Source organism: Pseudomonas bubulae, from assembly GCF_037023725.1.
GTDB lineage: Bacteria > Pseudomonadota > Gammaproteobacteria > Pseudomonadales > Pseudomonadaceae > Aquipseudomonas > Aquipseudomonas bubulae.
Genome location: NZ_CP146077.1, coordinates 4,471,129 through 4,484,801 on the forward strand (window position 1 = coordinate 4,471,129; position 13,673 = coordinate 4,484,801).

Genomic DNA, 13,673 nt, shown 5'->3' on the forward strand with positions numbered 1-13,673 from the left:
CTCCATCAGGACATACGAGTACCGGACATGCCCGATCCAACACCTCTTGCGCCCCTGAAACCGCCCCCTGAAAAAGGGTTAACAGCGGCGAACCGACTCCAGACCATCCCCCACTTCACGACCATTGCCGAGGCCATGCCGCCCTGGGCCACGTCCCTGGGCCGACCGACCCTGAACGCATTGAAAGGGACGTCCCCCAGCCTTCACCCAACCTTGAGGACCCTCACGCCCGCTCAGGGCGACACCTTGCGCAAAACGTTTGCAGCGCGATGGGCCGCCCGCAACGATGTTGAAAAAGACCTGGCAAGGGTCGTAGATGTTCACGGGTTTGCGGCGCCCTTGCTGAACAACCTTATTAAACGCCAATATCAGCTGGACCTGGATGTACACAACACCTTTATCAATCTGTATATCCCGAACTACCTGCCTGTCATCGGCCTGCGCGAAAGCGGTACCACGACCTGGCGCGTGTCCCTGATAGACGCGGCCCTGCACAACTTTGAACTGCATGAAACCCTGCCCTATGCCTACCTCTCAGGCTCGGGGTATATCAGCCGCCCCGATGCCCAGGGGCATTTCAAGCAGCTCAATCACATCACCGAGCACATGCCCGTGCAGGCGTTCACGGCCTTGTGCCGAACACTGAATCTGGGCGCCCGCTACAAGGACCATCTCACGCGCCATCTGGGTCTTGACGATCATGGCAGGCAGTTAAGGCTGAAAAACAAAATACTGGACAGTCAACGCGCCGACCTGAAGGCCGATCTGACCTACGCCGTGATGACCAGACAGATCGGCCTGCCCCTGTATGAGTCACTGGATGCCTTTCTCATAGGCCTGGACAACCGTTGGCTGACCTATCGCCTGACAGTGCTCTCCCTCGACATCGAAAGCCCGCTGATCTTCATGCCGGTACATCAACGATCGGTAGTTGCGTACATACCCCACGACCCCCTGCATCCGGTCAAGGAGTACTCATCGATCGGCGAGTGCATGGCGCATCTGACCGAACGCCTGAAAAGCACTTCCTACCAGCATTTCTTCAGCCGCTTCGTCGCCCACGACCGATTGGGGGCTTTTCTGGAGGGTCTTAAAAGAACCTACTGGCAGGTCATCCCCGACACCCCCATCGCACCGGGCGCAACGCTACCAGACGCACTGGTTGCGCAAACCCTGATACCGATCGAAAAACCCGCGATTGAATACCTGCTGGTGCCGATACCTGATGACCTCTGGGAAACGCTTTACAGCAGGCAACTGGCAAAAATTTTCAACGATGCCAAAAGCCTCGCCGTGTCGACCGATGCCGAAGACCGCAAAACCCGTGAGGCACGCCTTGAACGCCTGAAAGGCATTGGCATGGCACTGCTGAATGCCGCAGCCTTTGTCATCGCGCCTTTTGTACCTGTCGTCGGCGAACTGATGCTGCTGCAAATGGCCTGGCAACTGCTGGACGACACCTATGAGGGTATCCACGACTGGGTGCAAGGCAAGACCACTGAAGCATTCGAACACCTGTTCGGGGTGCTGGAGAGCGGTATCCAGGCAGGTTTTTTTGCGGCTGGCACAAAAGTGCTGGGAGGCTTGCTGCCCAAGCCATCCGCCTTTGTACAAGGCATGAAACCTGTCACCTGCAACGATGGCGCCACTCGATTGTGGAACCCTGACATCAGCGCCTACCACCACGACCTGGCCCTGCCCGAACACCTCGCGTCCGACGAACTGGGCCTGCAGTACCACCAGGACAAAACACTGCTGACCCTCAGTTCCGGGCAGCAAGCCCGACACACGCTGGTACTGGACAAGACCGAAAGCGCCGGCCCTTATACTTTGCGTCACCCGACACGGCCCCACGCCTACGGCCCCCGGATGCAGCACAACGATGAAGGCGCCTGGCTGATGGAGGGTGAGCGCCCGCAAACCTGGCAAGGCTCGATCCTTATGCGTCGGCTCGGCCCTGTCGCCGAGGGCTTCAGCGATGCCGAGCTGGAAAAGCTGCGAATTATCAGCGGCACCGATGAAGGCGTGTTGCGAAGGGTTCACCTGCATAACGAACCGACTCCGCCTCTGCTCAAAGACTGTATGGCACGACTGAGGATCCAAAAACAAAATATCGAGGACATCACCCGTATTCGCCAAGGGCGAGCCCTTTCAACCAGGGGGAACTGGCTGGAAAGCCTGCCCACCGAATTACCCGGCTGGCCGCCAGACAAAGCCCTGAATGTCTTTGTCGATGAAACCCTAAGTGGCATGGCCCATGTCTACGGTGCCCCCGAGGCACTCCCCGAGGACTCTCTCAGGATTTCTCAGCAGGACATCAAGAACGGCAAACTGTGGCCCCTGATTGTCGACAACTTCAACACGCCTCAACTCGATGCCCTGCTGGGCCCGCGCGCAACAAAGACAGAAGCCGTCAACACCCTGCAGGCCAAGGTGTCCGACTACGCCCGGCAACGACGGGAAGACATCTTCGACCATCAGTACGCCAGGGAGCGCCAGACAAAAAACCCGGCAGCGCGATTGATAGAAAGCACCTTTGCGCACCTGCCCGCCCCTGTCACCCAAGCGCTGCTTGAGACCACCAGCACGCTCGAGAAAACCACCCTCCTCGAGAATGGCAGAATCCCCCTGAGGGTAAAAAATCTGGCCACCGAGCTGGAACACCAAACCCGCATAGCTCACGCCCAGGAGGGACTGCTTGAAGATGACCTGCTGACTCCAGACGGCGAAAAACTGGCCATAAACACCCTGAAAACCTACACCGATGCGATCCACGACCTTCATCTCGAGGTGCGCGATCTGGTCGTTGACGGCACCTTGCGCTGCAGCCATGCCCCCAAGGACGCCAGGCACACCCGAATACTGGTTCGTAAAGGTCCGGACGCCTATGAGACCTACGATGGCGAGCATGCCCTGCTGCATCCAGCCTCGCGCTTTCACGGTGCGCTGATGAAGGCGCTCCCCGAACGTAACAGCGAGCACCTGAAATCCAGGTTCGCCATTGGCCAGAACTTCAAACAATGGCTGGCAGATAAGTACAGCGCCCCCGGTGAAATCCGAACGGCACTTGATCTGCCATCCCCGGCAGCTTGCGTGGCAACCGAAAGCGAAACCCTGTTGCGCGGCGCCGCCAGCAGCCGGGTCAATACCACGCCTGCAGCCAATCCCTTGCAGGAACGGGTCAAGGCCCTCTACCCCTATCGAAATAACGACGAGATAGCGTTGATCACGGCGCGAATCGACAGCGAGCAGGCCCTTGAACACCTGCGCGCCACCGAGGAGGAAAAAGACCAGCTTTTCGAGACACTGGACAACTGGATCAGCGCTGCGATCGGCGTCACCACCGACAACGCATTGCCACCCAACCTTCATGGTTTAAGGCGCCTGATAGGCTCCAGAATAAAGAACTCCTGGCTATCGGCCGACAAGGTCCATATCAACAAAACAGGACAGGCTGCCATAGTGGCCGAACTGGACTTCAGCAGCACCCTATTCGGCCATGCCGGCACCGACAGCCTGGTTTTAAGCCGCCCCCTGAGCCATGTAGGCCTGCTGAGGCTCGACGATTGCAGCTTTTCCCCAAACCAGGGCGACTTCCTGACCTACTTTCCCAATCTGAAGGTACTTTCGCTCAACGCCAACGACCTTGAAACCCTGCCCGAGACACTCGATACACTGCCGCACCTCAGGTCGCTGCACCTTGCCCATAACCGCCTGACCCTGAACGCCGGGATGCAGAGTCAGCTCAAGCACCTTACCCGTCTTCAACACCTTGATCTGGGTCACAACCCTCTTGGCAGCCCTTTGGCCGTGGGGCATATGCCCGAACTCAGGACACTCGTACTGGAGAACACCCGCATCACTCAATGGCCCCCGGGGTTGTTCGACCAGCCACGACCGAAGGCTTTCAAATTGAACCTGCTGGGCAATGAGATCCATACCGTGCCCGACTACCCCGATCAATCGGCCGAATCCTGGTTGATTGCCAATGCCCGCCTTGAACGCCAGAAGCTCGACCTGGAGAGTCAGGACCGTGTCACTCAGTATCGCCGCGCCCTTGGCCTAGACCCTCATCGCACTTATCCGCCACGAGGGTCAGAGCAAAGCTCATTCTGGTTGTTCGGCCCCCCCGGGTCACAGGTATCCATGCAGGAACTCTGGGAGACTCTAGAGCACGAGCATGGCTCACAGGGATTTTTTGAAGTCATCGCCCGAATGGAAATCCCCCCGGACGTATTTGAAACACCCTCTGACCAAATTGCCTATCAGGAAGGCCTGGGAGATTTGAAGCAGAAAGTCTGGCGCTTGATCGATGCTGCCAGTAACGACACCCGCATGCGCGAGCTACTGTTCACCCTGGCCAGTTCGCCCACCAATTGCGCCGACGCCGGCGCCCAGATATTCAATGCCATGGGCCTGGAAACCATGGCCCATGAGTTCTATAACGCCCGAAGCACACCACTGGAACTGGAAAAAAACCTGATAACGCTGGCACGCGGCAAGGCCCGGCTGGCCAAGATCGGTGACATTGCCCGGGCTGATGTGGCGCAACGTGTCAGGCCTGTGAGTGAGGGCGGCCAGGGCTTGAGGTTTACCAGCGAAGTGATCGATGGTGCGCCCGGAACGGTCGACGAAGTCGAAGTCCACACCGGCTACCAGACCCGGCTGAGCACAAGCCTCGAACTGCCCTGGGTACCCAACTACATGGTCTACAGGATGACTGCCCAGGTGGGCGATACGGAGTTTGTCAGGGCCTATCGCCTGATTCATGAGGGCGAAGCCGGTGACGGGCTGGTCAATCAGATCCTTGATGTGCCCTTCTGGGAGACCTACCTGAACAAAACTTACGCCTCGGAACTGGACGCCAACGCCAGCCTCTTCGAACAGAAGGCCGAGTGGCTCGAGCAGCTCAGGGAGCTGCAGGATAATTGGGTTCGCTCGGATACGCGCCTGGAGCAGCGCCATGCAGGGCAGCGTGTCGAGCTGCAGGAGCTCGCCCTAAAACTGGCAGTGCCTGAGCCTCAGGTATTCACCTCCGAGCCCATGAATGACAAGCTCTACTACCGGATCTACAGCCAGATCGCCGATGAACGCAAAGAGCTCAGCCGGCAGTTGACCCGTCAGGCTCTGACCAAAGCCAGGCTGACCTGACCTCAGCCGCGCTCGGCCGGGGCCGAAGACAACTCGAAAGGGCTGCTGCTACGGCGCTGATTGCGATCTTCACGGGGAGTCGCACCAAAGAAGTTGCGATAGGCGCTGGAGAAATGCGGCCCCGACGAGAAACCGCAGGACAAGCCGATCTGGATGATCGACTTGCTGGTTTGCATCAACATCTGCCGGGCTTTATTCAGGCGCAGTTCGAGGTAGTACTGACTCGGCACGCGATTGAGGTACTGCTTGAAGATACGCTCCAACTGACGACGGGAAACGCACACATGCTGGGCGATTTCGTCGGTGGTCAGGGGCTCTTCAATATTGGCCTCCATCAGCAACACAGCCTGGGTCAGCTTGGGATGGCTGGAGCCAAGACGGTTCTGCAGCGGGATACGCTGACGCTCACCGCCTTCACGGATGCGCTCGACCACCAGCTCCTCGGACACCGCACCGGCCAGTTCGGCACCATGATCGCGAGCCAGCACCGCCAGCAACAAATCGAGTACCGACAGCCCGCCGCAAGCGCTCAGGCGATCACGATCCCAGTCGAACAAATGACTGGTGGCGATTACTTTGGGGAAGCGCTCGGCGAAATCGTCCTGCCAGCGCCAGTGCACGGCCGCACGGTAGCCATCCAGCAAACCCAATTGCGCCAGCGGGTAGACACCCGCCGACAGCCCGCCAATCACGCACCCTGCCCGCACCAGTTGCTTGAGCGCACTGCTCAGGGCCGAGGTCAGGGCGGCAGGCGGCTCATCCGCCAGCAAAAACAGCTTTTGGCAACCTTCAAGCTTGCCGTTCCAGGGCTCACCCGGCAATTGCCAGGCTCCTTCAAGCGGTGCCTCGGCCTGCAAGAACAACAACTCGTAGACGACTTCAGGATGCACGCGCTGGGCAACACGCAACGCTTCCTCGGCCAGCGCCAGAGTCAAGGCTTTGGTGCTGGGCCAAATGAGGAAACCAATTCGATGGGCGGTCATGGCGTGCTATCCGGAACGAAAACGGGAATAAAACCTGTGCACCCAGCCTGGGCCAGCTACGCAGGATGCGGAGCATGACCTATTTTGGTGCACAGCGGCAGTCTTAAAATTGCAGTTATTTCAAGCTGCCCGACAGAAACTGCTGCAACCGCTCGCACTGCGGGTTAACCAGCACTTCACGCGGGTCACCGCTTTCTTCGACAATACCTTTATGCAGAAACACCAACTGGTTCGACACTTCACGGGCAAAACCCATTTCGTGGGTCACCACCACCATGGTGCGGCCTTCCTGGGCCAGATCCTGCATCACCTTGAGCACATCACCCACCAGCTCAGGGTCAAGGGCCGAGGTCGGCTCGTCAAACAGCATGACCTCAGGCTCCATCGCCAGCGCACGGGCAATTGCCACACGCTGCTGCTCGCCACCGGACATATGCCCCGGGTAAGCATCCTTGCGGTGCGACACGCCTACTTTCTGCAGGTAATGCTCAGCCTTGTCACGGGCTTCGGCCTTGGACATGCCCAGTACATGCACCGGCGCTTCCATGATGTTTTCCAGCGCGGTCATGTGCGACCACAGGTTGAAATGCTGGAACACCATCGACAGGCGCGAGCGCATGCGCTGCAACTGCTTGGGATCGGCGGCCTTGAGCGCGCCATCCTTGTTGGCAATCAGCTTGAGCTCTTCACCATTGAGCAGGATCTTGCCTGCATGGGGTTGCTCGAGCAGGTTGATGCAACGCAAAAAGGTACTTTTGCCGGAGCCACTGGAACCGATGATGCTGATCACATCACCTGCCTTGGCGGCCAGCGAAACGCCTTTGAGCACTTCATGACTGCCATAGCGTTTATGCAGGTCTTGGACTTCAAGTTTGTACATGCTGTCGGTTCTCACAAAAACAGTCAGTCGTTGAGCAAGCGCCCGTGACGCAAAGGCTTGCGCCCCGCCACTTTAGCCAGCCAGAAACCGGGTTGGGCATAGCGCAGTCGCTCAACGGCAAATAACACACCGGCGGTGCCCGCGCATACCGTACTGACCCGGTCAGATAAAGGATCAATCACTTCAAACAGCGGCTCGCCGGGCTCAACCCAGGCGCCCACCGGACGTAAAAAACTCACCACACCGGGGTGCGGTGCAAACAACAACTCAGTGCCTTCAAATGGCATGCCTTCACATGCCTCATGCTGCGCTGCAGGCCAGTCACCTGTGATCAGGCCCTGTTCGGCCAGAAACGCCAGAATGCCCTCGGCATAAGCTTCGGCCTGCGGGCGGCCGGTGTCCGCCTGCCCGCCCAGCTCCAGGGTGGTCGACATGCAGGCCAAAGGGATCTGCGCATCGGCAAACTGGCGCTGCAAACGCAGCCAGGGCACTGAGCAGGCTTCATCGAAGGAGCTGCCACCCGAGTCTTCAGCCAACAGCCCAACCCGCACACCCAGATGCGCAGCCAGCGAACGCCACTGCGGCCAATGCTGGGGCAAGGCGTACAGATGCAGTGCGGCATCGGTCTCGCAGTGCAGATCCAGGACAATGTCTGCATCACAGGCATGACTCAACAAAACACGCTGCATACCTTGCAACTGACTGACCGGACCTGGCAACTCGGACAATATATCAAGCATTGTCTGACGGATCAGTCGGGTGTTGGCGTGAGGATCATCCCCCAGGCGACCTGCCAGCCTCTGCGCTACCGGCTCACTCAACTCGACGAAATCGCGGTTGAAGTTTTTGCCGCTGCCAAACTCGAAACGTCCCTGATGACTGCCTTGCAGCAACTGGCCGAGCCCCAGGGGGTTGGCCACGGGCACCAGTTCGATCACGCCATTCAAAGCACCCCGGGCTTCAAGTTCGCTCAGGCGCTTTTTCAGTTCCCAGGCACAACGCATGCCCGGCAGTTCGTCTGCATGCAGGCTGGCCTGGATATAGGCTTTGCGCTCACCTTCACCGAAACGGAACACCGTCAAGTGACGCTCGGAACCCAGGCTGCTCCAGGGCAGCAGGTGATCGATACGCTCCATGACTCAGGCCTTGCGCGGGGCCATATAGCCCAGCCAGCGGCGCTCGGCCAGTTTGAACAGGCGCACCAGAATGAAGGTCAGGCACAGGTAGAAAGCACCGGCCGTGATGTAGGCCTCAAACGGCAGGTAGTACTGGGCATTGACGGTACGCGCAGCGCCCGTAATGTCGATCAGGGTCACGATGGAGGCCAGACTGGTGGTCTGCAACATCATGATCACTTCATTGCTGTATTGCGGCAGAGCCCGGCGCATGGCCGACGGCAGCAAAATGCGGCGATACATCTTGGAACGGGACATGCCCATTGCCTTGGCCGCTTCAATCTCACCATTGGGCGTGGCCCGCAGGCTGCCGGCTATGATTTCGGCGGTATAGGCGCTGGTATTGATGGCAAACGCCAGGCAGGCACAGAAGGTGGCACTGGACAACAGCGGCCACATAAAGCTGTCACGAATTACTTCGAACTGGGCCAGCCCGTAGTAGATCAAGAACAGCTGCACCAGCATCGGCGTGCCGCGAATCACGTAGGTGAACAGCCAGGCCGGAAAGTTGACCCAGGCCTGCTTGGAGACCCGCATCAACCCCAGCGGCACGGCTGCCAGCAGGCCGAAAAACAGCGAGATACCCAGCAGTTTCACGGTTTCCAGCATGCCGCTCAAGTACAGCGGCATGCTGGCCCAGATGACGTTGTAGTCAAAGATCATAGATCAGCCGCCCTTACGCCTACCGAGTAGCGCTTCTCAAGTTGTCGCAATGCCAGCAGCGAAACACTGGTCAGTACCAGGTACATCGCCGCAACGGCCAGGAAGAAGGTGAACGGCTCGCGGGTGGCATCAGCCGCCTGCTTGGCCTTGAACATCATGTCTTGCAGGCCCACCACCGAAATCAGTGCAGTCGCCTTGGTCAACACCAGCCAGTTATTGGTAAAGCCAGGGATCGCCAGGCGAATCATCTGTGGCACCAATACCCGGAAAAACACCTGAAACGGGCTCATGCCATAAGCCATGCCGGCTTCAGCCTGCCCCTTGGGAATGGCCATGAAGGCCCCACGAAAGGTCTCGGACAGGTAGGCACCAAAAATGAAGCCCAGGGTGCCGATACCGGCCGCCAACGGATTCAAGTCAATGTAATCGTCGTAGCCCAGCATCGGCGCAACGCGATTGAGCAGGTCCTGACCGCCGTAGAAAATCAGCAAAATCAGCACAAGGTCGGGAATCCCGCGGATTACCGTTGAATACAGATCGCCCATCCAAGCCAGCCAACGTACCGGCGACAAGCGCAACGAAACACCGATCAGACCTAGAACAATGGCCAGGGCCATGGACGACAAGGCGAGCTGAAGCGTCAGCCAAGCGCCATCGAGGATGACAGCCCCGTAGCCTTTCAACATGATTCCGGCCCTCTAAAAAATAGCTCGAAAATGGGGGAATAAAAAATGGCGCAAACTTCAGAGATTCTGTCGCTTGCGCCATTTCGGACGTACTGCTGCGATGTATTACTGACCGTAAATATCGAAGTTGAAGTACTTGTCCTGGATTTGCTTGTACTTGCCGTTTTCACGCAGAGCCGTGATAGCAGCGTTGATCTTGTCTTTCAGGGCGTCGCCCTTGCGTACGGCGATACCCACGCCATCACCAAAGTACTTGACGTCGGTGAATGCCGGGCCTGCGAATGCGTAGCCTTTGCCAGCCGGGGTCTTCAGGAAACCGTCTTCCAGCAGGGTGGCGTCTGCAACGGTGCCGTCGAGACGACCCGCTTCCACGTCCAGGTAGATTTCGTTCTGCGAGCCGTAAGGAACGACAACGGCACCTTTAGGCGCCAGAACTTCCTTGGCGAAACGGTCGTGAATCGAGCCGCGCTGTACGCCGATTTTCTTGCCTTTGAGTTCATCAAGGCTGTCGCTGACCACAGTACCTTCCTTCATCACCAGGCGCGCTGGCGTCAGGTAGTACTTGTTGGTGAAATCAACGGACTTCTTGCGGTCTTCGGTGATGGACATCGAGGACAGGATTGCGTCGATTTTGCGCACTTTAAGTGCCGGGATCAGGCCATCGAATTCTTGCTCGACCCACACGCACTTGACCTGCATCTGCTCGCACAGTGCATTACCGATGTCGTAGTCAAAACCCACGATACTGCCATCCGGGGCTTTGGAAGCGAACGGAGGGTAAGCCGCTTCAATACCAATTTTCAGAGGTTTGTCAGCAGCAAAAGCCTGCAGGGACAGCACGGACAGTGCCAGGGCGCCAAGAAGCACGAGTTTCTTCATCTTAGGACTCCATCGGTAAAGGCAATAAAAGCAGAGTGAGCCTGAGCCCAATATGCGGAGGTTAAACCGGGAATGCGGCGCCACGTCCTACTGGCGTTGCACTGTGACCAGCACAACAACGACGAGCGGGTGATCGGCATTCTAACGACAGGCTTCAAGCCGTTATTTCTTCAATGCGACAACTAGTTACAGATGCACCGAAAAAAGCGACTCCAGGCATTGACAGCTCTTCATGTTTATGCAAGAGCAAAAGACATAAAACCTATGTGAGTTGCAAATAGCGGGCCTATTATTCGCAAAGCCTTCTATTCCGGCAAGTGCAGCGTTTCATCTTATTTATTCAGGAGCCGAAAAGGGCTCTAAAACGGTGCTTTGAGTATCAGAAGGCCCCGCTAACGGGCAACCGGTTACATCTGCGGTAACACATAGTCGACTCCCACAGGATCTGCAGTTGCCCAATAAAAAGCCCCGCCAGGTTATGCCGGACGGGGCTTGGTGACCTTCAGGCCGTGTTACGCGACCTTCATGCCTTTATGGGTATCGATCAAGTGCTGCACCACACCCGGGTCAGCCAGAGTAGAAATATCACCCAGACCGTCGTATTCGCCGGTAGCTATCTTGCGAAGGATACGACGCATGATTTTGCCCGAACGGGTTTTCGGCAGGCCGGGCGCCCACTGGATGACATCCGGCGAAGCGATCGGACCGATCTCTTTGCGCACCCAGTTTTTCAATTCAAGGCGCAACGCCTCACTTGGCTCTTCGCCACCATTGAGGGTGACATAGACATAAATCCCCTGCCCTTTGATGTCATGGGGCACGCCAACCACTGCAGCCTCTGCCACTTTAGGGTGGGCCACCATTGCGCTTTCGATTTCAGCAGTCCCCATCCGGTGGCCGGACACGTTGAGCACGTCATCTACACGACCGGTGATCCAGTAGTAACCGTCTTCGTCGCGACGCGCGCCGTCGCCGGTGAAGTACATGCCACGGAAGGTCTTGAAGTAGGTATCGACGAACCGGTCGTGATCGCCATACAAGGTGCGCGCCTGTCCAGGCCAGGAGTCCAGAATCACCAGGTTACCTTCAGCGGCCCCTTCTATAAGGTTGCCAAGGTTATCCACCAGCCCCGGCACCACACCAAAGAACGGACGCGCTGCAGAGCCTGGCTTGAGTGCATGCGCCCCAGGCAGCGGGCTCATCATGCAAGCGCCGGTTTCGGTCTGCCACCAGGTATCCACAATCGGGCAACGCTCTTTGCCGACCGTTGTGTAGTACCAGTTCCAGGCCTCAGGGTTGATCGGCTCACCCACCGAGCCCAGCAAGCGCAAGCTGGAGCCATCGGCATCCTTAACCGCCGCCTGACCTTCGGCCATCATCGCGCGAATGGCTGTAGGCGCGGTGTAGAGAATATTGACCTTGTGCTTGTCGACAATTTTCGAAACGCGGGTAATGTCCGGGTAGTTCGGCACACCTTCGAACAGCACGGTGGTTGCGCCGTTGGCCAATGGCCCGTAGACGATATACGTGTGACCGGTCACCCAGCCGACGTCCGCCGTGCACCAGTACACCTCGCCCGGGCGGTAGTCGAACACGCGTTCGTGGGTCAACGCCGCATAGAGCAGATAGCCACCCGTGGTGTGCTGCACACCTTTGGGCTTGCCGGTGGAGCCGGAGGTATAAAGGATAAACAAGGCTTCTTCTGCGCCCATTTCTTTCGGGGCGCAGTGAGTCGAGGCCACGGCCATCAGGTCGTGGTACCAGATATCACGATGCTTGTACCAGGCGATGTCCCCGCCGGTACGCTTGAACACGATGATCTTCTGAACGCTGGAGGTATCCGGGTTGGTCAGTGCCACATCGACATTGGCCTTGAGCGCGGTACGCTTGCCGCCACGCAGGCCTTCGTCAGCGGTGATCACTACCTTGGATTTGCAGTCGATGATCCGGCCGGCCAGCGCCTCTGGCGAGAACCCACCAAATACAACCGAGTGGATTGCACCGATCCGGGTACACGCCAGCATGGCGACCACAGCCTCAGGCACCATCGGCATATAGATGGTGACTACGTCACCCCGGTGCACATCCTGACCGCGCAAGGCGTTGGCCAGCTTGCACACCTCTTCGTGCAGCTCACGGTAGGTAATGTTGCGCTGCTCGGAAGGATCATCCCCTTCCCAAATGATGGCCACTTGATCGCCGCGCTCGGCAAGGTGACGGTCCAGGCAGTTGTAGGAAACGTTGAGAGTGCCGTCCGCGAACCATTTGATATCGACATGATGATCGTCGAAAGAGGTCTGTTTGACGGTGGTAAAAGGCTTGATCCAGTCGAGGCGCTTTGCTTGTTCGCGCCAGAAGCCATCCGGGTTGACGACGGACTGCTGGTACATCGCCTTGTAGGTCGCCTCGTCAGTCAGCGTATTGGCAGCGACTTCAGGGCGTACGGGATACAGGGAAGCGGCACTCATGTTTCATACCTCAATGCTTGTAGTTGTTGTTTTATGACCCTGTTTTAGCCGGGCCAGGCCGTGAGATCCATTCGACGTTGGTAGTAAGAAACACGCAGAAAAGTCATGGTTTTTCTGCGCAAGGCTCAAGCACAGTACTTACAGCGATTTCCTGCTCGTCACGCGCCTTGTAAACGTCAGAAATGAGCTCTGTTTTCAACGATTGTTGCAGAAACTGTCAACAGTCTTTATCAAAACTCCCTCTATATGCCCGCACGGCACAGGCCTAAAATTCATCTCGCCAACCAAGGCACCGCGATTAACCCAAGTTACAGCCCCCACGAAGGCAAGTTAAGTCGCTCTTCAATACTCAGTTTCACGCACAGCCTCACAAGGGCTGTGTGACCCCACTCGACCTAAAACAGGTAACTCTGAAATGAAAGCGTTGTTAGTTCTGGCCCTGAGCAGTGTGTGTCTGACCGCCATGGCTGAGGAAGTGAACACACAAGCTGCGCACCCGCAACCTGCCGTCGAACAGTATTCCTACTCATCCGAACTGGACATCGCCAAAGTGATTTCCATGAGCGAAATCCCCAGCGTTTGCGAAGTTGTGCCGGCCCAGATGGTCTACGAAGACTCGCAGGGCAAGCAGCACACTCTTGAATACCGTGTCATGGGCAACGGCTGCTCCAACGGCTGATTAATAACCTGCGATTTATTCCAGCGTTAATCAACTCACTTATTCACGCGAACCAACGCGGTGTTTAATTGCAACTTTCAACCTGGCTTATATAACTTTGAAACGTTGC

At 57.5% G+C, this 13,673-nt stretch carries 9 protein-coding genes; 2 read left to right on the plus strand and 7 right to left on the minus strand.

The genetic code is table 11. The features are described from left to right. Positions 1 to 27 precede the first annotated feature (27 nt). Positions 28 to 5,151: an NEL-type E3 ubiquitin ligase domain-containing protein gene (locus tag V6L81_RS20565; protein WP_338660299.1), complete on the plus strand. Its 5,124-nt coding sequence runs from the start codon at positions 28 to 30 to the stop codon at positions 5,149 to 5,151. Between the two features lie 2 nt (positions 5,152 to 5,153). Here the strand turns inward: V6L81_RS20565 and argR are convergent, their stop codons facing one another. The 7 genes from argR to acs all read right to left on the minus strand — a co-directional run bounded on the left by argR (position 5,154) and on the right by acs (position 12,885). After that, positions 5,154 to 6,134: a transcriptional regulator ArgR gene (argR, locus tag V6L81_RS20570; RefSeq protein ID WP_095003236.1), complete on the minus strand. Its 981-nt coding sequence runs from the start codon at positions 6,132 to 6,134 to the stop codon at positions 5,154 to 5,156. 115 nt (positions 6,135 to 6,249) lie between these two features. Beyond that, complete coding sequence (locus tag V6L81_RS20575; protein WP_095003237.1) at positions 6,250 to 7,014, minus strand: ABC transporter ATP-binding protein; 765 nt, start codon at positions 7,012 to 7,014, stop codon at positions 6,250 to 6,252. A gap of 23 nt (positions 7,015 to 7,037) precedes the next feature. Continuing rightward, complete coding sequence (locus tag V6L81_RS20580; RefSeq protein ID WP_338660300.1) at positions 7,038 to 8,150, minus strand: succinylglutamate desuccinylase/aspartoacylase family protein; 1,113 nt, start codon at positions 8,148 to 8,150, stop codon at positions 7,038 to 7,040. A gap of 3 nt (positions 8,151 to 8,153) precedes the next feature. After that, on the minus strand, positions 8,154 to 8,852 hold the full coding sequence (locus V6L81_RS20585) for an ABC transporter permease (RefSeq protein ID WP_095003239.1): 699 nt from the start codon (positions 8,850 to 8,852) through the stop codon (positions 8,154 to 8,156). Further along, a complete protein-coding gene (locus tag V6L81_RS20590) occupies positions 8,849 to 9,538 on the minus strand; it encodes an ABC transporter permease (protein ID WP_095003240.1) in 690 nt (229 codons plus the stop codon). Before V6L81_RS20590 ends, V6L81_RS20585 begins: the two co-directional genes overlap by 4 nt. A 105-nt stretch (positions 9,539 to 9,643) precedes the next feature. Further along, positions 9,644 to 10,417, minus strand: coding sequence for an ABC transporter substrate-binding protein (locus V6L81_RS20595; protein WP_095003241.1), 774 nt, complete (start codon positions 10,415 to 10,417; stop codon positions 9,644 to 9,646). 512 nt (positions 10,418 to 10,929) lie between these two features. Next, positions 10,930 to 12,885, minus strand: coding sequence for an acetate--CoA ligase (gene acs / locus V6L81_RS20600; RefSeq protein WP_086798394.1), 1,956 nt, complete (start codon positions 12,883 to 12,885; stop codon positions 10,930 to 10,932). 415 nt (positions 12,886 to 13,300) lie between these two features. Between acs and V6L81_RS20605 the strand changes: the two genes are divergently transcribed. Further along, positions 13,301 to 13,564: a DUF2790 domain-containing protein gene (locus V6L81_RS20605; RefSeq protein WP_095003243.1), complete on the plus strand. Its 264-nt coding sequence runs from the start codon at positions 13,301 to 13,303 to the stop codon at positions 13,562 to 13,564. Positions 13,565 to 13,673: the final 109 nt, after the last annotated feature.

Excerpts from the sequence above, each read along its gene's own strand:
- V6L81_RS20565 (WP_338660299.1), top strand. The coding sequence starts at position 28 with ATGCCCGATCCAACACCTCTTGCGCCCCTGAAACCGCCCCCTGAAAAA.
- argR (WP_095003236.1), bottom strand. The coding sequence starts at position 6,134 with ATGACCGCCCATCGAATTGGTTTCCTCATTTGGCCCAGCACCAAAGCC.
- V6L81_RS20575 (WP_095003237.1), bottom strand. The coding sequence starts at position 7,014 with ATGTACAAACTTGAAGTCCAAGACCTGCATAAACGCTATGGCAGTCAT.
- V6L81_RS20580 (WP_338660300.1), bottom strand. The coding sequence starts at position 8,150 with ATGGAGCGTATCGATCACCTGCTGCCCTGGAGCAGCCTGGGTTCCGAG.
- V6L81_RS20585 (WP_095003239.1), bottom strand. The coding sequence starts at position 8,852 with ATGATCTTTGACTACAACGTCATCTGGGCCAGCATGCCGCTGTACTTG.
- V6L81_RS20590 (WP_095003240.1), bottom strand. The coding sequence starts at position 9,538 with ATGTTGAAAGGCTACGGGGCTGTCATCCTCGATGGCGCTTGGCTGACG.
- V6L81_RS20595 (WP_095003241.1), bottom strand. The coding sequence starts at position 10,417 with ATGAAGAAACTCGTGCTTCTTGGCGCCCTGGCACTGTCCGTGCTGTCC.
- acs (WP_086798394.1), bottom strand. The coding sequence starts at position 12,885 with ATGAGTGCCGCTTCCCTGTATCCCGTACGCCCTGAAGTCGCTGCCAAT.
- V6L81_RS20605 (WP_095003243.1), top strand. The coding sequence starts at position 13,301 with ATGAAAGCGTTGTTAGTTCTGGCCCTGAGCAGTGTGTGTCTGACCGCC.